14 protein-coding genes are annotated in these 19,136 nt (G+C 50.5%); 1 reads left to right on the forward strand and 13 read right to left on the reverse strand.

The window, feature by feature from the left end:
- The 11 genes from rlmN to ACLU9Q_RS01230 all read right to left on the reverse strand — a co-directional run bounded on the left by rlmN (position 1) and on the right by ACLU9Q_RS01230 (position 13,275).
- Entirely contained in the window at positions 1–1,050 is a 1,050-nt protein-coding gene (rlmN, locus tag ACLU9Q_RS01180; protein ID WP_302225291.1) for a 23S rRNA (adenine(2503)-C(2))-methyltransferase RlmN, read from the reverse strand.
- Positions 1,050–2,405 (reverse strand): 16S rRNA (cytosine(967)-C(5))-methyltransferase RsmB, encoded by a 1,356-nt coding sequence (gene rsmB, locus ACLU9Q_RS01185; protein WP_302225289.1) that lies wholly within the window; start codon positions 2,403–2,405, stop codon positions 1,050–1,052. Before rsmB ends, rlmN begins: the two co-directional genes overlap by 1 nt.
- Positions 2,398–3,138, reverse strand: a complete 741-nt coding sequence (locus ACLU9Q_RS01190; protein WP_296833768.1) for a zinc metallopeptidase — start codon at positions 3,136–3,138, stop codon at positions 2,398–2,400. Before ACLU9Q_RS01190 ends, rsmB begins: the two co-directional genes overlap by 8 nt.
- 98 nt (positions 3,139–3,236) lie before the next feature.
- On the reverse strand, positions 3,237–4,190 hold the full coding sequence (fmt, locus tag ACLU9Q_RS01195) for a methionyl-tRNA formyltransferase (protein ID WP_302225286.1): 954 nt from the start codon (positions 4,188–4,190) through the stop codon (positions 3,237–3,239).
- Positions 4,187–4,678, reverse strand: a complete 492-nt coding sequence (gene def, locus ACLU9Q_RS01200) for a peptide deformylase (protein WP_296836255.1) — start codon at positions 4,676–4,678, stop codon at positions 4,187–4,189. Before def ends, fmt begins: the two co-directional genes overlap by 4 nt.
- Positions 4,679–4,693: 15 nt before the next feature.
- Positions 4,694–6,922 carry a primosomal protein N' gene (priA, locus tag ACLU9Q_RS01205; protein ID WP_296836252.1) on the reverse strand — a complete coding sequence of 743 codons (2,229 nt, stop codon included), beginning with the start codon at positions 6,920–6,922 and terminating at the stop codon, positions 4,694–4,696.
- Positions 6,919–8,382, reverse strand: coding sequence for a UDP-N-acetylmuramoyl-L-alanyl-D-glutamate--2,6-diaminopimelate ligase (locus tag ACLU9Q_RS01210; protein WP_296836249.1), 1,464 nt, complete (start codon positions 8,380–8,382; stop codon positions 6,919–6,921). The genes priA and ACLU9Q_RS01210 overlap by 4 nt, the downstream gene beginning before the upstream one ends.
- A 200-nt stretch (positions 8,383–8,582) precedes the next feature.
- Positions 8,583–9,875, reverse strand: coding sequence for a family 16 glycosylhydrolase (locus tag ACLU9Q_RS01215; protein ID WP_296836247.1), 1,293 nt, complete (start codon positions 9,873–9,875; stop codon positions 8,583–8,585).
- A gap of 157 nt (positions 9,876–10,032) precedes the next feature.
- On the reverse strand, positions 10,033–10,878 hold the full coding sequence (locus tag ACLU9Q_RS01220; protein ID WP_296836245.1) for a carbohydrate ABC transporter permease: 846 nt from the start codon (positions 10,876–10,878) through the stop codon (positions 10,033–10,035).
- Entirely contained in the window at positions 10,878–11,849 is a 972-nt protein-coding gene (locus tag ACLU9Q_RS01225) for a carbohydrate ABC transporter permease (protein ID WP_296836242.1), read from the reverse strand. Before ACLU9Q_RS01225 ends, ACLU9Q_RS01220 begins: the two co-directional genes overlap by 1 nt.
- A 79-nt stretch (positions 11,850–11,928) precedes the next feature.
- Positions 11,929–13,275, reverse strand: a complete 1,347-nt coding sequence (locus ACLU9Q_RS01230; RefSeq protein WP_296836240.1) for a carbohydrate ABC transporter substrate-binding protein — start codon at positions 13,273–13,275, stop codon at positions 11,929–11,931.
- A 174-nt stretch (positions 13,276–13,449) separates the two neighbouring features.
- Between ACLU9Q_RS01230 and ACLU9Q_RS01235 the strand changes: the two genes are divergently transcribed.
- Positions 13,450–14,229, forward strand: a complete 780-nt coding sequence (locus tag ACLU9Q_RS01235) for a helix-turn-helix domain-containing protein (RefSeq protein ID WP_412624563.1) — start codon at positions 13,450–13,452, stop codon at positions 14,227–14,229.
- A gap of 32 nt (positions 14,230–14,261) precedes the next feature.
- Here ACLU9Q_RS01235 and ACLU9Q_RS01240 read toward each other — a convergent pair whose 3' ends face one another.
- Positions 14,262–16,676 carry a GH36-type glycosyl hydrolase domain-containing protein gene (locus ACLU9Q_RS01240; RefSeq protein WP_296836235.1) on the reverse strand — a complete coding sequence of 805 codons (2,415 nt, stop codon included), beginning with the start codon at positions 16,674–16,676 and terminating at the stop codon, positions 14,262–14,264.
- Position 16,677: 1 nt separating this feature from the next.
- The gene (locus tag ACLU9Q_RS01245) at positions 16,678–19,134 is read right to left on the reverse strand and encodes a GH36-type glycosyl hydrolase domain-containing protein (protein WP_412624564.1); all 2,457 of its coding nucleotides are present in this window, start codon (positions 19,132–19,134) and stop codon (positions 16,678–16,680) included.
- Between the last annotated feature and the right edge of the window lie 2 nt (positions 19,135–19,136).

The raw sequence follows: 19,136 nt of genomic DNA on the forward strand, positions 1-19,136 counted from the left end.
CTATTCCTCTCCTCTGGCTCTGTCCAGATAACTCTTTCTCAACTGACCGCATGCGCCGCCGATATCACGGCCCATTTCCCTTCTAATTGTAACATTTATTCCGTATTTTTCAAGTTTTGTTTTAAAGTCTGCGATCACCCGGTGATCTGACTGCACATAGCTTCTTTCCCTGATCGGATTTACCGGGATCAGATTAACGTGACAGTTCAGACCGGCGAGCAGCCCGGCAAGCTGCTGCGCATCCTTTTGCGAGTCGTTCACGCCTCCCACCAGACTGTACTCAAACGTGAGCCGTCTTCCTGTCTCTTTAAAATAGGCGCGGCACGCTTCCATCACCTCAGAAAGTTCATATTTATAGGCGATCGGCATCAGCTCCATGCGCTTCTCCTGCGTCGATGCGTGCAGGGAGAGTGCCAGCGTGATCTGCAGCTTTTCTGCGGCGAGCCGGTAAATATTCGGAACGATGCCGCAGGTGGATACCGTGATGTTTCGCTGGCTGATGTTCAGCCCGTGCTCATCACTTAACATATGTATAAATTTTACCAGATTTTCATAATTATCAAGCGGCTCGCCGGTACCCATCACCACCAGATTCGATACGCGCTCGCCGCTGTGCTTCTGGATCTTGTAGATCTGATCAAGCATCTCCCCCGGAAGCAGACTGCGCGTCAGTCCGCCGAGCGTCGATGCGCAGAAGCGGCACCCCATGCGGCACCCCACCTGCGAGGAAATGCAGACGGAATTTCCGTGATGGTATTTCATCAGCACGCTCTCGATCACATTTCCGTCCGACAGGCGGAACAGATACTTGCGCGTACCATCCGCCTTTGATTCCAGAACGTCCACGATCTCCAGGTTTGTACAGTCATATTCGCAGCATAATCTCTCCCGCAGCTTCGCCGGAAGATTGGTCATCTCCTGCGGCGTGTCAATAAGCTTTTCGTGGAGCCACTGATAGATCTGCTTCGCGCGGAAGGATTTTTCCCCGAGCGCCGCAAGCTCTTGCTGCAGCTCCTCATAATCCAGGGAGCGAAGATCTGTTTTTTCCATTATTTTACCCTCTTAAATCTGGCAAGAAAGAAACCGTCCGTACCGTGAATGCCCGGCAAAAGCTGCAGATAGCCCGCCTTCGTGGTGCGGCTCTTCAGCGCGTCGCACAGGTACGGGTCGATACTCTCCAGCCTGAACGGATAGTTCTCCAGAAACCATTTTACATTGTACTGATTTTCATCTGCACCGATAGTGCAGGTACTGTAGATCAGTGTGCCGCCCACCTTGACGTAGGACCACACCGTATCGAGAATTTTGCGCTGCAGCTTCACCAGCTCCTGCTGCTTCGCCTCTGTCATTTTGTATTTAATATCCGGCTTTCTGCCGATCACGCCCAGCCCGGAGCAGGGCAGGTCCGCCAGCAGGATGTCCGCCTTTTCCACGGAAGCGCCGTCAAACACGGTCGCGTCCTGGCGCACAGCCGTCATATTAATCCGTCCGGTGCGCTCCAGATTTTCCTGCATCAGCGACACCTTTATGTCCGTCAGATCGCGCGCCTCCACATAGCCGCTTCCGTTCAGCTTGTCCGATAAATGCAGGCTCTTTCCGCCCGGCGCCGCGCAGACGTCGATACAGTAATCGCCCCATTTCGGCGCCGCCACCTCCGCCACCAGCATCGAGCTGACGTCCTGTACCTGAAACAGTCCCTCTTTAAACGCCGTGATCGCCTGCAGATAGTTATAATCGGAAATCTCCAGCGCATAGGGCAGATACGGCACCTCTTTTACCGTGATATTCTGCGCCCGCAGCTTTTCAATGATCGTCTCCTTCGGCGCGCGGCTTAAGTTACAGCGGATGGTGGTACGGCTTTCCTGCCACAGCCCGCGGCAGATCTTCTCCACCACCTCAAAGTCAAACTGCGCAAGCCATTTCTGCAGGATCCACTCCGGCATCGAGTAGCGCACGGAGAGATATCTGCGCGGCGTCCGCTCCGCGTCGGGAAAGGAAACCTCTCCCATCCCCCGGTCAGCGGCGCGCAGCACGCCGTTCACAAAGCCTTTTAAGGTGTAAAAACCCTTTTTCTGCGTCAGCTTGACCGCCTCATTGACCGCCGCTGAGCGCGGCACACCGTCCATGTACTGCATCTGATAGACGGACATGCGCAGAATATTGCGGATGACCGGCTTCATGTTCTGCACCTTTACCGTGGAGAACTGCTCCAGAATATAGTCGATCTGGATCATGTTCTCCATCGTCCCCTCAACGACTCTGGAGATGAACGCCCGGTCTCGTTTTTCCAGATACTGATATTTCGTGAGCACATCGCGCAGGACGATATGGCAGTATTGCTCCTCCTCCGTGATCTCCATCAGCGCTCCCAGAATGATTTCCCGCGTGTTTACAATACTAGTCACGATCATTCCTCCTGGAAAGCAAAATCAGGCGAAGAAGCTGCAGAAGCGAGCTTGCAAGCGCCGCCACATAGGTCATTGCCGCCGCCCGCAGTACCTTTTTCGCCCCGGTCATTTCCTGGCTGCCAAGCATCCCGGTGTCCTCCAGGATGCGCAGAGCGCGCGAGGAGGCGTTAAACTCCACCGGAAGCGTGACGAGCTGGAACAGCACCGCCAGCGAAAACAGGATAATGCCCGCCATCACCAGCGGCTGCAGTGAAAAAATCAACCCGGCGATAAATACCGGCCAGGAAAGCTGCGAGCCAAAATTCGCCAGCGGAACCAGCGTACTGCGCAGCACCAGCGGTCCGTACTTTTTCTGATCCTGCACGGCGTGCCCGCACTCGTGCGCCGCCACGCAGACCGCCGCCACCGAATTTGAGGAAAAGGTGCTGTCGGATAAATTCAGAGTCTTATTTCTCGGATCGTAATGATCGGTCAGATTTCCTCTGACATGCCGTATCTGCACGTCAAAGATCCCTGCCGCATGCAGCACCTGCTGCGCCGCCTCCGCGCCCGTCATGCCGCGCATACAGCGCACCTTATTATATTTTGCAAAGGTCGAATTTACCCCGGCGCTGGCGATCATCGTAAGAATCAGCCCCAGAAGTGCCAGGATCATCGTCGGATCAAAATACAGTCCGCGATATCCGTACCCATATCCAAAAAAATTGTTTGCATAGCTCAGCAGCATCATATCACATGCCCCTTTCTTTTTTGTTTATACTGTGCCCCTGCCGCTTTTCCATCCGGCGCGCCTTCCGGCTGCGCACAGCGCTGCCGGATGAACGCCTCTCATTCCTTTACGCCGAGCTTCGCGCCCTCCGCTATGGAAAAGCCGCGCAGAAACGCCGCGGTATCCATGCGCTTCTTTCCCTCAAGCTGCACCTCTTCCAGTGCGAGAATGCCGTCGCCGGTCTGCACGAAAATTTCGAATTTCGTCACGCGCACCACCGTGCCCGGCGCGGCGCAGTTTCCTTCGCAGCCCTCCGCCGCGCAGAGCCTTGCCCGCCAGATTTTTAACGTTTTTCCGTCCAGATGCGTGTAGGCGCTCGGCCATGGATTCAGCCCGCGCACCAGACGCTCGATCTGCGCGGCGCTTTTCTCCCAGTCGATCTCGCCGTCTGTTTTTTTCAGCATCGCCGCGTAAGCGGTCGGACTTTCCTTCGGCTGCGGCGTCGGCGTCACGCTTCCCGCTTCCAGCTCGTCCAGCGTTTTCAAAAGAAGCTCTGCTCCGACAGCGCTTAATTTGTCAAACAGGCTGCCGCCGGTCTCGTCCGGCGCAAGCGCAACCTTTTCTGTCAGCAGCATATCGCCGGTGTCCAGCCCGGCATCCATCTGCATCGTCGTCACACCGGAAAAATCTTCCCCGTCGATGACCGCCCACTGGATCGGCGCCGCGCCCCGGTATTTCGGGAGCAGCGAGGCGTGGACATTCACGCAGCCATATTTCGGGATATCGAGCACCGCCTGCGGGATGAGCTGTCCGAAGGCGACCACCACGATCACGTCCGGCGCGAGCTCTTTTATCTGCGCGACCACGCTCTCCTCGCGCACGCGCGCCGGCTGATACACCGAAAGTCCGGCTGTCAGCGCCACCTCTTTCACAGGCGTCTGCTGTACCGCCTTGCCTCTGCCCTTCGGCTTATCCGGCTGCGTAAACACCGCCGCCACCTCATGACGCGAGGAGATCAGCGCCTGCAAGGTGCCGACCGCAAAGTCCGGCGTCCCCATAAAGATCACTCTCATGCTTCTTCCTCCTCATTCTCCGGCAATTCAGAGTTATCATAGATTTTCCCTTCTACCTTCGAAGTATACATGATTCCGTCCAGATGATCACATTCGTGGCAGATCGCCCGCGCCAGAAGCTCCTCTCCCTCCAGAACGTATTCCTGCATATTTTCATCAAGCGCGCGTACACGCACGTAGTTCGGGCGCGTCACGATGCCGCTCTTGCCCGGAAGGCTGAGGCATCCCTCATAGCCTCTCTGCTCACCGGAGGTTTCCTCTATCACCGGATTGATCAGGACATACGGATCCTCGCCCGTCGTATCGATCACGACAATGCGCTTCAGAACGCCGACCTGCGGAGCCGCAAGCCCCACGCCGCTCTGATCGTACATCGTTTCAAACATATCGTCGATCAGCGCACGGATGCGCGGCGTCATCTCCTTTACCTCCTTGCATTTTTTCTCCAGAACCTTGTCACCCTGTATTCTCACATTGCGAATCGCCATGTTTCCTTCCTCCTTCTATTCATTCATATCGAACTGGATCCCCACGCTGCGGTAGCCTTCGTTCGCCTCAATATATTGCTCCAGGCGATCCTTGATCGCCGTCAGCTCCTCCGTTGTTCCTGCTTTAATATAAAGTACCTTGCGGTACACCTCCTGTATCTTCGCGATGCTCTCCTGAGCGGGACCGATCACATTGCCCTCGCTGTTTTTGTAAATGCGCTCCGCCATGCGCCGCAAATACTCCATCGCCATGCCGAGATGCTGCTCGTCGCGGCAGGCGCCGTGCACGGAAAGCATTTTCCGCACCGGCGGATAACCCGCCACCATGCGATAGCTGATCTCCTCCTCATAAAAGCTCCGGTAATCCTGCGCCGCCGCCGTGCGGATGCAGTAGTGCTCCGGATCGTAGGTCTGAATGACCACCATGCCGGGATCCTTTCCCCTGCCCGCACGCCCCGCCGCCTGCACCAGAAGCTGGAAGGTGCGCTCGGAAGCGCGATAGTCGTCGGCAAAAAGTGACAGATCCGCCGCCAGGATGCCCACCAGCGTCACGTTCGGGAAGTCGTGTCCCTTCACGATCATCTGGGTGCCGATCAAAATATCCGCCTCCTGATTCGCAAAAGCGGAGAGGATTTTTTCATGCCCGTCCTTCCCGCGCGTGGTGTCCATATCCATCCGCAGAATACGCGCCTGCGGAAACTCCTTTGCCACCATCTCCTGCGCCTGCTGTGTGCCAATGCCGAAGCCGCTCAGAAATTCCGAACCGCATTTGGGACAGCGCGTCGGGCGCCTCTCCGTATGCCCGCAGTAATGACAGACTAACTTTCCGTTGTTATGCAAAGATAGCGATACATCGCAGTGCGGACACATCAAAACATGCCCGCAGGAGCGGCAGGACAGAAACCCGGAATAGCCCCGCCGGTTTAAAAACAGCATTGCCTGCTGCCCGCGCGCAAGGCATTTTTCCAGCTCCTCCTTCAGCGTTTTTCCGAGAATGGAACGATTGCCCTCCTGAAGCTCCCGCCGCATATCCACCACGACCGTCTCCGGCAAAGCGCTTTCCTTCGCCCTTTTTTCAAGCGTATAGAGCACATATGCACCGTCAAGCGCCCGGCTGTACGCCTCCAGAGAGGGCGTCGCCGAGCCAAGGATCACCTTCGCATGCTCAAGCTGCGCCCGCTTTATCGCCACCTCACGCGCATGGTAGCGCGGCGTCTGCTCGCTCTGGTAGGTCGGCTCATGCTCCTCGTCGATAATGATAATGCCTGTCTTTGGAAACGGCGTAAACAGCGCCGAGCGCGGTCCGATCATCACGTCGATGTCACCCGAACGCGCACGCTGGTACTGATCGTAGCGCTCGCCCGCCGAGAGCCGGGAGTGGATAATGGAGATCCGGTCGCCAAACCGCCGGTAAAAGCGCATCACCGTCTGGTACGTCAGGGCGATCTCCGGGATGAGAACAATTGCCTGCTCCCCGCGCGCGATCGCTGTGTCGATCAGCTCCATATAAATTTCCGTCTTGCCGCTGCCGGTGATCCCGTGGATCAGTGAGACGAGATGCCCCGGTTCCTCCCAGTTCCGGCGGATATCCTCCACAATGCGCGCCTGCTCCTCATTTAAGGGAATGCGGATATTGGACGCGCCGTCCGTATGCACAGGATTGCGGTAGGCCGTCGCCGTATCGCAGGCGATCACGCCCTGCTCCTGCATCGCCTTCACTGTGGCAGCGGAAATATTCAGCCTGCCTGTCGCCAGCTCGTAGGGAAGCTCCCGCTCCTCCAGGAGCGCTTCTAAAAGGCGCAGTCTTGCACGCTGGTTTTTCTGCCGGTAGAACGCCAGCTTTTCCCTGGCCTGCTCCTCATCGAGCAAAAGACGAAGGCTCCTTTTTTGGCGCGGCTTTATCTTCTGCTTCACCGGTATGACCGTGCGCAGCGCCTGAGCCATCGTGGAACCGTAGCGCTCGCGCATCCAGGCGGCAAGCGCCACCAGATGATCCTCCCCCGAGGCGCCGTCACTCACTACCTCCTGTATTTCCTTCATCCTGGCAAGCGCGACCTCCGGCTTCCCGGTAATTTTCATCACATAGCCCTTCGTCATGCGATCTCCCTTTCCAAAGGGGATCCGCACCACGCTGCCCTGCCGCACCGCGCCCCGCAGCCCCTCGGGAATGCGGTACTGAAAGGTGCGGTCCAGCCGCTCATGGGAAATATCTACAATAATATCTGCAAAGAGTGATTCCGTCAAGCCTTATCCTCCGCCAGGATTTCACGAATCAGCACGCGCTCATCCATCGGATGCTTCACGCCGCAGATTTCCTGGTAATCCTCATGTCCTTTTCCCGCAAGCACGATAACGTCGCCCGGCTGCCCGTGATGGATCGCGTAGGCGATCGCCTCCTTGCGGTCGATAATTTTAATATATTTTCCGTCGGTCTTTTTCATACCGGTTTCAATATCCTCCAGGATCGCCTCCGGCTCCTCAAAACGCGGATTGTCGGAGGTGATAATGGTGAAGTCCGCATATTTTCCGGAGACCTCTCCCATCTCAAACCTTCTGGAACGCGCACGGTTGCCGCCGCAGCCGAATACGCAGACCAGTCTTCCCGGATCGTATTCCTTTAGGGTCGTAAGCAGGCTCTCCAGACTCATCGCATTGTGCGCATAGTCGATCATCAGCGTGAATTCATCGGACACTTTGATCATCTCGATGCGTCCTTTCACCTTTGCCTTTTTGAGCGCCGCGATCATCTTTTCCTCGTCCACGCCAAAATAATCGCAGACCGCGATCGCAGCAAGGGAATTGTAGATGCTGAATTTGCCCGGAATATCGATCTCCACAAAGAAATTGCGCTTTCCGGTCACGTGATAGGCAATGCCAAGATAACCCGGCTTCGAGACAAGCTTTGCCTCCGACGCCCGGAAATCCGCCTTTTCGCTGAAGCCATAGGTTTCCACATCGCAGGTGTGCCCCTCCAGGATCGCCGGAAGATGCGCATCGTCCGCATTAAAAATACCATGACGGCACTGCTTAAAGAGCATCGCCTTGCAGCGCAGATAATCCTCGAAGCTCTCATGCTCCGCCGGTCCGATGTGATCCGGCTCCAGATTCGTGAAAATGCCGATCTCAAAGGTAAAGCCCGCCGTGCGGTGCAGCATCAGCCCCTGCGAGGACACCTCCATCACCACGCAGTCGCAGCCGATATCCACCATCTCTGCAAAGTATTTCTGGATCGCCGTCGACTCCGGGGTAGTGTTGCACGCCGGGATCACCCTGTCGCCGATGATCGCCTCGATCGTGCCGATCAGTCCGACCTTATGCCCCGCCGCTTCCAGAATCGATTTTATCATGTAAGTAGTCGTCGTCTTCCCCTTCGTTCCGGTAATACCGATCACCTTCAGCTTCTCTGCCGGGTGCCCGTACCATGCCGCCGCGATCAGCGCCATCGCATAGCGGCTGTCCGCCACCTTAATCACCGTAACATCTGCGGGAACCTGCACATCGTCCTGTACCACCAGCACCTTCGCGCCCTTTCCTGCAACCTCCTCAGCGTATTTATGTCCGTCTGAAACAGCGCCCTTAATGCAGAGGAACAGACAGCCTTCGCTCACCTTCCTCGAATCGTTGACGATGTCCGTCACCTCAATATCTATATTGCCCTGTACGCGCTCATATTCCAGTCTCTCCAACAACTCTGTCAGCTTCATAAACGTCCTCCCCGTTCTTAGATTTACTGTCCATATCCTTATTTCACAAACGCACAGGCAGCCACGTCCAAACCTTCCGTTTTCCGCGTTCGTTGCCCATGCGTTCATGATAACACACTTTTTCTATCGTTTCAATTCATAAAAAAGCAGATGCTTAAGCCAAACTCCAGCATCTGCTTTTAAACCCAATATTGACCGTTTTAGTCTGCTGTTTTTTCTATCCGCACGTTGCTCAGATAAACGGCAGCCGCGGAATTTTGATTCCCAAGGTTAAATTCCAGACGTCCGTTGTCGTCATCTTCCCCGGTCATTTCAAATACATACTCAAACGTCTGCTTTTCTTTTGTCAGCGGAACTTTTGTATCCTCAAAGTACCGAATCCATCCCACATCCGGAGCCGATACAGTCACAATTACCGTCCGTTCCTCATCCGCATATGCATCAAAGGATATCCGGTACCGTTCTCCCTGTATCATCGGAAGCCCCGCCTGAACAAGCTGCACACTGTAATCCAGCTCTCCGGCATCCTCCGTTACGATGCGCAGCTCCCGGTCAGCAATTTCTGCATTTGCCGCCCCATCTCCTGCAAGAAGGAATACCCAGTTTTCTTCGTCGGAAAGCTCCTCCGCTTCCGAGAAATCCCCGTTTGTAATATAATTGCCGGTGGCATCCGCCTCCTTCAGCTCTAATACTTTTTCCGGTTTTTTCACATTTTCGTCATAGCTTTCTTTCTGATAAACCCGCACGTAATCTACCTTCATGGCAGCAGCATCGTCAAAAGTTGTCGATTCATCCGGATTGCCCGGCCAGTTTCCGCCGACTGCAACATTTAAAATAATGTAGAACGGCTGATTAAACGGCGCCGGATACGGCTCCTCATCAAAACCTTCTTTTCTTGTGAACCAGTCATTCACGGAAAAATACAGTTCATTGTCCAGGTAGAATTTAATTTCACCCGGTTCCCACTCACACGCATAGACATGGTACTCTTCCGCAAGATCACCGTCCTCTAAAGTATAGGTTCCCTGCTGCTGAGTATGAGGTTCTCCGTAATGCAGCGTTCCGTACTGGCAGTCCGTCTGATTTCCAAGGACCTCCATAATATCAATTTCCCCGCACTTCGGCCATTGACCATAAAAGTCTTCATCCTCAGGCATCATCCAGAACGCCGGCAGAAATCCCTGACCTTTCGGTACTTTAATTCTTGCTTCAAACCATCCGTATTGAAATCCATGCTTATTGTGCGTATTAACTCGCCCCGAAGTATAACTGGCTCCGCCCTTTTCATCCAGTATCTTAATTGGCTGAATGATTAATTCGCCGTCTTTTACATATGCATTCTCACTGCTTTTTACATATTCCTGCAATTCATTATTGACCCAGCCAGGCTGATGATACTCATAATTCCAGCTATTTTCATCGAGCGTATCTCCGTCAAAGTCATCCTCCCACACAAGATGATATCCCTCCGGAATCGTTGTCTTTGCTGTCATATTGCCTCCACCACTACTTTTACCCACACTTTCAGCTGTTTCTGCCCCCGCATTTACTCCACATACAGTTATACATCCCGTTAAAACCACCGTAAATATTACATTCCATAAAATTTCTTTTCGCAGCATATACCTTCCTCCAAAAAAGAATACGTCACTACTCTTTTACGCCGCCAAGCGCCACACCTTCAATAATAAATTTAGACAGAAACAGGTATACCAGAATAATCGGCACAATCGCTATCAAAATCATCATGTACACCTTTCCCATATCAAATTTCAGGAAATCCGCGCTTCGCAGGCTTGCGATCATAATCGGCAGTGTCTGTTTCTTCTTCGTTGTGATAACCAGAGCCGGAACAAAATAGTTATTCCATGCGCCTACAAAAGAGAAAATAGCCTGCACGGCAATTGCCGGTTTTAGAATCGGAAGCACAATCGCGTTAAACGTTCTGAATTCGCCGGAGCCATCGATCCTCGCCGCCTCTACCAGCTGCATCGGCAGGGAAGACTGCATATAGCTGTACATAAAATAAAATACATACGGTGCCGCTATAGACGGAATAATCAGCGGTATCAGAGAATCATTCAGATGCATTTTTGTAATCAGCCGCAGGAAGCCAAGTGCTGACACCTGCGTAGGCATTACCAGAATCATCATGATAAATGTAAAAGCCGGTTTCTGAAGCTTGAAATCATATGCATATAAACCATAAGCTGTCATTGCCGAAAAATAAGTGCTCAGAGCCGCGCAGCCGCCCGATACGATCAGACTGTTAAGAATACCGTTCAAAATAGGAACATTGGCATCATTCAAAACATTCTTAAAGTTGGTTATAAAATTTGACCCCGGCAGGAAGGAAAATCCTTTCTGCAGCTCAAAATGTGTCCTGGTCGCGTTAACAATTAATATATAGAAAAAGAACAGACACAGGAAGGATAAAAATATCAGTACTACATGTGCGATTATCGAACGCACATGGGAAGGTTTCTGTGATTTCATTATGCTCTTCCTCCCTTCTTAGCAAGTCGTTTTGCCTTTTTCGCGGCAGCTTTTGATCCGTCTGGATCATTTGTATTCATCATACGGAACACAATAAAGCATAAAACTGCGCTGACAATAAACAGATATACGGAAAGCGCTCCTGCCATACCATAGTTTTTGCTGCCAAGGTGATTATTCAGATACATGATCAGAGTCGTCGACGTTCTGTTCGGCGTACCCTCGCCATTTGTCAGGATCTGCGGAACATCGAACATCTGCAGACCGCCGATCATAGATGTAATCAGTGTATATGACAAAATCGGTTTGATAAGCGGCAGTGTAATTTTAAAGAAAATCTGTGTATGGTTGCATCCGTCAAGCTCCGCCGCTTCAAACAGGGATGAATTGATTCCCATAACGGCAGCCATCAGCATGATGGTGGTATTTCCGAACCACATTAAGAAGTTCATTAATCCGATCAGGCCTCTGGTACCGCCCACCGTCGCCATAAAACGTATTTCTTTATCAATAATGCCCGCATTCATCAGGAATGAATTTACCGGTCCGTTATCCGAAAACAATGTAAAAAACAACATTGCAAACGCAGATGCCATAATCAGATTCGGAAGGTAAATCACAACCTTGAAAAACTGTTTTCCCCTGATTTTCAGACGTGAGTCTGTAAACCACGCCGCAAGCACCAGGGATACAATAATCTGAGGCACAAATCCAATGACCCACAGAATAAATGTATTTGATGCATACTTTGGTAAATCTGTTTTTAAAAGTGTCAGGTAATTCTGTAATCCAACAAAATTAGGACCAATTTCTTTCAATCCGGAACGGTAGTACTCATAGAAGCTGTATCGTACCGTATCCATTAACGGAATGAAAGAGAAAATAAAAAATGTTGCAAAAAATGGAAGTATAAAAATATAACCCCATTTTGCGTAACTCACCGTTTTCTTTTTCGCATTTTTCTCCTTCATGATAAAACTCCCTTTCAAAAAGTAGCGGGGCGGGTAAAACCCACCCCGGGATACTGCAGATTAAAACTGTTCTATATCATTATTCCGGCCAGATTACCTCGGTGATTTCCGGATAAGTCTCTTTAATTCCTGTTTCAAAGTTGGCTTTTGCTGTTTCAAAGTCAACATTTCCATCAAAATAGTCGTGGAAATGAACCTGAATCTGCTCATTGCAGCCCTGATCATAAGCAGAAACGTTGCTCATGTCAATCGTCGGAGCCACTTCAGAGAACAGTGCAATGTGATTCTGTCCGCCGAGGAATTCAGACTGGAAGTTCGGGTCCTCTGCAATCTCCTGCATACCAGCCATTGTATTCGTATAATCCTGGATTTTGCGGTTTGTAGTCATTTCTTTCATAATATCTTTTGTGCAGGTCAGTTTCAGCATAACGTCCTTTACAAGAGTCGGATTATCTGTTCCTCTTGCGCCTACAAGCCATGTTCCGCCCCAGTAATACGGCTGCGGTCCCTGGCATACTGCCCAGTCGCCAAAGCCTGCCTCACCGGCATTGCCAACCAGCGTAAAGTTGATTCCCCATGTAGAATAGAAGAAGCCGAATACCTTTCCGTCTACACCCTGATCCTGTGCCCATGTATCGCTCCAGAGACCAGACCTGTGATTATATTCCTTATCTGTAAATTCTTTTGTCTGCTCTATCCATGCCATGATGTTCGGGTCTACTGTAACAGTTGTTCCTGTAACCCACGGCTGTGATACGTTATTAGAAAATACGCGATATGTATCATCATAGCCGGATACCATATAGTACCCTTTTTCCTTTGCCTGTGCCGCTACTTCGCCAAATTTTGTCCAATCAGAAAGAGCTGCCTGAACCTCTGCCGGATCATCCGTTCCAAGAACATCTTTTGCGATGGAGCGTCTGTAAGCAAACAGACCCGGAGCTGCCTGCCAGGATGTTGCTCTCTGCTCGCCGTTTTCATCAGAAACGATATCTTTTGTATACTGATACTGGTCGGCAAGATCTTCTGCCGTGATTCCCAGCTCAGAAAGCGGCATTGCAACATCAACATCTGCACTTACATATTTCAGTGCATAGTCTGCTTCGATCAGGAAAATATCAATTTTATTATCTTCGCTGGCATCTGCCTGTGCCATCAGTGCTTCATCCAGCTTGTTCTGATAATTATTGTCCTGATTCGGATTGATGGTCCATTTTACAACAGTGCCATCCTTCAGCGTCGTGGTAGATTTGTCCTCTGCTACAGACTCAACTTCCGGGTAATAATCGTTAAAACGGCTCTGAAATTCGTCATTCCAGCACCATATATTAAGGATTTTCCCCTCTTCAGATGCCGCTGCACCTGCAGACAGCGCGCTCACGCCCATAGCTGAGACAAGCAATACACCAAGTAACTTTTTGTTCATAAATTTTTACCTCCTGTAAATTATATTTTATTTGCCGGAAGGAATTCTCCTCCGTTAAATTATCTATATTCTAGCGTGTTTCTTCGTTATAATATATAAGATTAATTGCAAAAATGTCAGATTTATGATATCATCTTTTTATCTTCCATATATCTTTCAGGCAGGAGGTCGGATATGGGATTATTACAGGAATGGTTTTTGCATGAAACAAAAAACAGCGAAGAAGAAATGGAGCACCGCCCACAAAATGAAGAGATCAATTTCTACCGCGCGGTCAGCTCCGGAGATATGGACGCAGTACGCCGGAACTGCGAGCAAAACAGATTTACCGATACAGAGGGTGTCGGTACCCTTTCCCGCAATCCGGTAACCAATTTAAAATATCATTTTGTAATCACAACGGCATTTGTGACCAGGCTCTGCGTGGAAGCCGGCATGGAGATGGAACAGGCATTTCGTTTAAGCGATTTCTATATATTAAAGCTGGATAACCTTTACACGGCGCAGGCAGTCTCTGCTCTCCACGACCAGATGGTTCTGGACTTCACGGGAAAGATGCGCCTCCTTCAAAAAAATATCGGCACATCAAAGCCGGTCACCGAATGTATTGATTACATTTACTTTCATATTAAAGAGCGGATTACGGTGGAAGACCTGGCAGCGCATACTGGTCTTTCCCCCAGCTACCTGTCCCGGCTTTTTAAAAAGGAAATCGGCATCTCTATCAGTGATTATATCCGTGAAAAAAAGATTGAAAAGGCACAGAATCTGCTGAAGTTCTGTGATTACAGCCTGATTGAGATCGCAACCTATCTTTCCTTTTCCTCTCAGAGTCATTTTATCCAGCAGTTTAAAAAAATTGTCGGCATGACTCCCAAAAAATACCGTGATCTTAATTACTGTACCGTATGGAATACGACCGCAAACAAGAAACCGGATACTGCAGCGCCTTAAGCAGTATCCGGTTTCTTTTCTGAATCAGTGGTTCAGGACATTGTCAATACGACCTCTGTCTGCCCGGTCATCAATTCCTCAGGTATATAATTTCCCTGCATTTCTTTTCCGTTGACCACAAGCTTTTTGCAGCCCACCTCCTGGTGTCCCGGATTGCGGACAACAATATGCAGATGCTTTCCTCTGAAGTCCTTCTCCATTTCAAAGGATTCCCATTCTCTCGGAATAGACGGAGCAATCCTGAGTCCGTAAAAATCCGGACGCATACCCAGTATTCCCTCTACGCAGCCTACCATAACGGTAGATGCTGTCCCTGTAAGCCAATGTACATGAGAGCGGCCAAAATGCGGACTGTCCTTCCCCTCTGTAAACTGCCCATAGCAGTAAGGCTCCAGTTTTCGGATCTGTGCCCTGTCGTTCTGGGCTGCCGGTGCATTCTCCATAAAGTAAGTAAATGCACGGTCACCGTGTCCCTGCAGCGCTTCTGCAAGAATAATCCACCCCTGGGACTGGGAGAAGATACCTGCGTTTTCCTTTGTTCCGGCGTTATAGATAACGGCAAGAGCTCCTTCGAAAGCATCGGTATGATATGGCGGATCCATCAAAATTACACCGTATTCCGTATTCAGTCTCTGATATACCGTGTCCAGCGCAGTGTCTGCCTGCTCCTGCGAGGCAAACCCGCTGATGACCGACCAGCTCTGCGGATTCAGCCATATGTTTGCCTCCTTGTCCGTGCGTTTTCCGATCACTGCCCCCTCTTCTGTGAACCCCCGGATAAACCGGTCCTCATCCCAGCAGAGCGCCTCCATTGTTTTTCTCAGCTTCTTCTGCTCTTCTTCCAGGTAGTCCGTATAAGCTTCATCCCCTTTGTGCTCTGCGAATTTCTTCATAATGGACATGGCAAGGTAAAACTGGAACGCCACGAATGTGGATTCGCCCTCTTTTCCAAGTCTCAGACAATCATTCCAATCCGCGTACAGGCCGGCCGGCATTCCATGAGGCCCCATATGATTTACGGAAAACGCGATTGCGCGTTTCAGATGCTCATACACGCTTCCCTCATCTTTATTCGCAAAAGGTATCACCTCATCGAGGAAGAAAACATTTCCTGTCTCAGAAATATATTTATAGACTGTCGGAAACAGCCACAAAGCATCATCCGCCCTGTATGCGGGGTGCCCCGTTTCCTTTACGTAGGACGGATCATCCGGCGTGTCTTCATGTCCCGGATGATGGGTAAACTTGACGAGAGGCAGTCCCCCTCCATTATCCACCTGTGCGGAAAGCATAAAGCGGATTTTTTCTACTGCCATTTCCGGGGCAAGATGAATAATTCCCTGGATATCCTGTACAGTGTCCCGGTATCCATATCCGTTTCGCAGACCACAGTAAGTAAAGGAAGCCGCCCGGGACCAGATAAAGGTCATAAAGCAGTTATAGGCATTCCATGTATTGATCATCGTATTAAATTCCGCACTCGGCGTCTTTACCTGGAAGTGCGAAAGCTTTCCGTGCCAGTAGGAAATCAACTCATCCAGATCAATTTTGCATATCTTCTGCGGGTCTTCGTATTTTTTCAGAATCTCTCCCGCTTCCGCATTTTTTTTCATGCCGAGAAGGAAGGCAAGGCTTTTTGTCTCGCCCGGTGCCAGTCTGATCTCTGTGGAAAGCGCCCCGCATCCATTTCCGTTATAATTCAGCTCTCCCCCGAGGTCGCCGCCTGCCACGCCTGCCGGATTTCCGTATCCGCAATATGGTCCGAGAAACTTTTCTCTGTCTCCGCAATAGGAAGAAACCTTTCCTCCTGCCAGTCCAAAGAAGCGCTCAACAACAATTTTATCATCTACATCCTTTCCCTCTTCCAGACCGTCCAGATTTCCGTGGATCAGCTGCCGGATCCGGTTCCCCTCAAATACCGTTCTGGTAATAAATTGGGAATACTGCAGATTCACCTGATCCTGCTCGTAATTGCTGTTATTCGTAAACTCAGCGTAGCCGGTAATGTTCAGTTTTCTCTCTCTTTCAGAATTATTCGTGACATTTAAATGCCAGACTTCATAGGATTTATTCATGGGAACATAATATAGCGCTTCGGAATGAATCTCATCATAATCTGCCGACAGCCTTGTATATGCGGTTCCATGTCTGCACTCACTTTTATATACCGCAAGATCCTTTCCCACCGGCTGCCATGAAGCGGACCAGTAATCCTTGCTGTCGTTGTCACGTATGTAAATATAGCGGCCCGGCCGGTCGAAATCGTTAAAGATATAGCGGAGGATCCGCCCGTTTGCTCCGGACTTTGCAAAGCTATATCCTCCTGCATTATTGGAAATCACCGCCCCATACTCCGGCGATCCAAGATAGTTTGCCCAGGGTGCCGGCGTATCCGGTCTTGTAATTACATACTCCCGCTTTTCATCGTCAAAATATCCATACCTCATATCAGTTCTCCTCTTTGCTGTTTTCTCCCATAACTACTACAACATGACATTCTTTTTCTCCCTTCCCCGTAAGAATACTGTTTCCTGCCAGCGGCTCTCCATTTACTGTGACAGATGCAACGCCCTTTTGAACATGTGCCGAATTATCCACAGTAATATGATATTTTACCCCGCGATAAATGCGCTCTGCCGTATATCCGCCCATCTCCTCCGGGATACACGGATCAATTCTCAGGCCGTCCAGCGTAGGACAAATTCCAAGAATGTACTGACTGATACAGGTAAATGTCCATGCAGCTGTTCCCGTCAGCCAGCTGTTTTTCCCTTCCCCAAAGCCGGGAGCATCTCTGCCCGCTATCATCTGGCAGTATACGTACGGCTCCGTGCGGTGAATCTCACTGATATCCTCAAGATAAACCGGACACGTCTTTTTAAATACCTCGAAAGCACGGTTTCCGTTCCCCAATTCTGCCTCCGCGCAGGCGATCCACGGATTATTGTGGCAGAAAATTGCCCCGTTCTCCTTATATCCGGGCGGATAAGAGGTGATTTCACCAAGCTTTGCATGGTATTTTGTGTAAGCCGGCTGCAGCAGGACAATTCCGTATTTGGTATCAAGCATTTCTCTGACGCTGGCCAGTGCTGTTTCCGCCTTGCCGTCATCCTTTCCGATTCCTGCCATTACACACATACCCTGCGGCTCAATATAAATCTTTCCTTCCTCGTTGATATGACTTCCCACCGGATTCGAAAATGCATCAAAGGCACGGATAAACCATTTTCCATCCCATCCCGCGCTCTCCGCAGCATATCTCATTTTCTCCACTTCCGCTTCCGCCAAAGCCGCTTCTTCCGTAAGCCCGAGTCTCCGGCACAGTTCTGCATATTCCTTTCCGTATTTTACAAACATCCCCGCAATAAACACCGATTCCGCCACAGGTCCGTCATCCGGTCCAAATGTCTGGAAGCTCTCTCCCGGCTCTTCCGAAAAGCAGTTCAGATTCAGGCAGTCATTCCAGTCTGCCCTGCCGATCAGCGGCAAACCATGCGGTCCTTTGTGATGAACCGTATACTGAAAGCACCTTCGCAGATGCTCCATAAGCGGTTCTCCCTTTGTAAAATCGCTGTTCCACGCACACACTTCATCCAGTATGGAAAAATCACCGGTTTCCCGAAGATACGCGCAAACAGCCGCTATCAGCCACAGAGGGTCATCATTAAAACCGCCTCCTATATCCGCATTTCCTTTTTTGGTGAGAGGCTGATACTGATGATAGGCGCTGCCGTCTTCCATCTGCGTGTTGGCAATATCCAGGATTCTTTCCCTTGCACGCTCCGGGATCAGGTGGACAAATCCGAGGATATCCTGGCAGGAATCCCTAAATCCCATCCCTCGTCCCAGTCCACTCTCAAAGTAGCTGGCGCTGCGGCTCAGATTAAAGGTAACCATGCACTGATACTGGTTCCATATATTAACTACCCGATTCAGTTTTTCATCCTTTGTCTCTACGGCAAACGCAGATAAGAGTTCTGACCAGTACTCCTTCAGCTCTTCAAAAGCCGCGTCGACCTGTCGGTCCGTCTGATATTTTCCCAGAAGAGCAAGGGCCGGCTTTTTATTGATAATATCAGGCGCCTCAAATTTCTGGTCTGCCGGATTTTCGCAGTATCCAAGCAAAAAGATACAGGATGCCGTCTCTTCCGGTTTCAGCACAAGCTTTAGATGATGTGCTCCCACCGGCTGCCATCCGTGGACAATACTGTTGCTGCACTTGCCCGAAAGAACGGCGCGGGGATTGGAAAATCCATTATAAAGTCCGATGAAAGCATCTCTGGATGTGTCAAACCCCTCTGTTTTCCGGTTAACGGAATAGACTGCATAATGATTTCTTCGTTCCCTGTATTCTGTTTTGTGGTAGATGGTACTTCCCACCACCTCCACTTCTCCCGTAGAATAATTGCGCTGGAAATTGGATGAATCATCCTGCGCATTCCAAAGACAAAATTCCACAAAGCCAAACAGGTCGATCTCTTTTGTGCAGTTTCCCGTATTTTTCAATATAATACGGTTAATCTCGCAGGCATCGTTTACCGGCACAAAAGCTTCCAGTGTTGCCTCAAGTTGATTTTTAATGCTGCGGATAATGGTATATCCCAATCCATGCCGGCAGGAATAAAAATCAAGCTCTGTCTGGGTCGGCTGCCAACCCGGATTCCATACCGTGTCCTGATCCTTAATATAGTAATAGCGCCCGCCCTGATCCAGCGGGCAGTTATTATAGCGGTAGCGGGTCAGCCGAAGCAGTTTTGCATCCTTATAGAAGGAATATCCGCCTGCCGTATTGGAAATCAGACTAAAAAAATCTTTGCTCCCAAGATAGTTAATCCACGGAAGCGGTGTTCTTGGTTCTGTAATCACATACTCTTTTGCCGAATCATCAAAATAACCGAATTTCATAT

The sequence above is a fragment of the Marvinbryantia sp. genome (assembly GCF_047017445.1).
GTDB lineage: Bacteria > Bacillota > Clostridia > Lachnospirales > Lachnospiraceae > Marvinbryantia.

Excerpts from the sequence above, each read along its gene's own strand:
- rlmN (WP_302225291.1), bottom strand. The coding sequence starts at position 1,050 with ATGGAAAAAACAGATCTTCGCTCCCTGGATTATGAGGAGCTGCAGCAA.
- ACLU9Q_RS01190 (WP_296833768.1), bottom strand. The coding sequence starts at position 3,138 with ATGATGCTGCTGAGCTATGCAAACAATTTTTTTGGATATGGGTACGGA.
- fmt (WP_302225286.1), bottom strand. The coding sequence starts at position 4,190 with ATGAGAGTGATCTTTATGGGGACGCCGGACTTTGCGGTCGGCACCTTG.
- def (WP_296836255.1), bottom strand. The coding sequence starts at position 4,678 with ATGGCGATTCGCAATGTGAGAATACAGGGTGACAAGGTTCTGGAGAAA.
- ACLU9Q_RS01210 (WP_296836249.1), bottom strand. The coding sequence starts at position 8,382 with ATGAAGCTGACAGAGTTGTTGGAGAGACTGGAATATGAGCGCGTACAG.
- ACLU9Q_RS01215 (WP_296836247.1), bottom strand. The coding sequence starts at position 9,875 with ATGACAGCAAAGACAACGATTCCGGAGGGATATCATCTTGTGTGGGAG.
- ACLU9Q_RS01220 (WP_296836245.1), bottom strand. The coding sequence starts at position 10,878 with ATGAAATCACAGAAACCTTCCCATGTGCGTTCGATAATCGCACATGTA.
- ACLU9Q_RS01225 (WP_296836242.1), bottom strand. The coding sequence starts at position 11,849 with ATGAAGGAGAAAAATGCGAAAAAGAAAACGGTGAGTTACGCAAAATGG.
- ACLU9Q_RS01230 (WP_296836240.1), bottom strand. The coding sequence starts at position 13,275 with ATGAACAAAAAGTTACTTGGTGTATTGCTTGTCTCAGCTATGGGCGTG.
- ACLU9Q_RS01235 (WP_412624563.1), top strand. The coding sequence starts at position 13,450 with ATGGGATTATTACAGGAATGGTTTTTGCATGAAACAAAAAACAGCGAA.
- ACLU9Q_RS01240 (WP_296836235.1), bottom strand. The coding sequence starts at position 16,676 with ATGAGGTATGGATATTTTGACGATGAAAAGCGGGAGTATGTAATTACA.
- ACLU9Q_RS01245 (WP_412624564.1), bottom strand. The coding sequence starts at position 19,134 with ATGAAATTCGGTTATTTTGATGATTCGGCAAAAGAGTATGTGATTACA.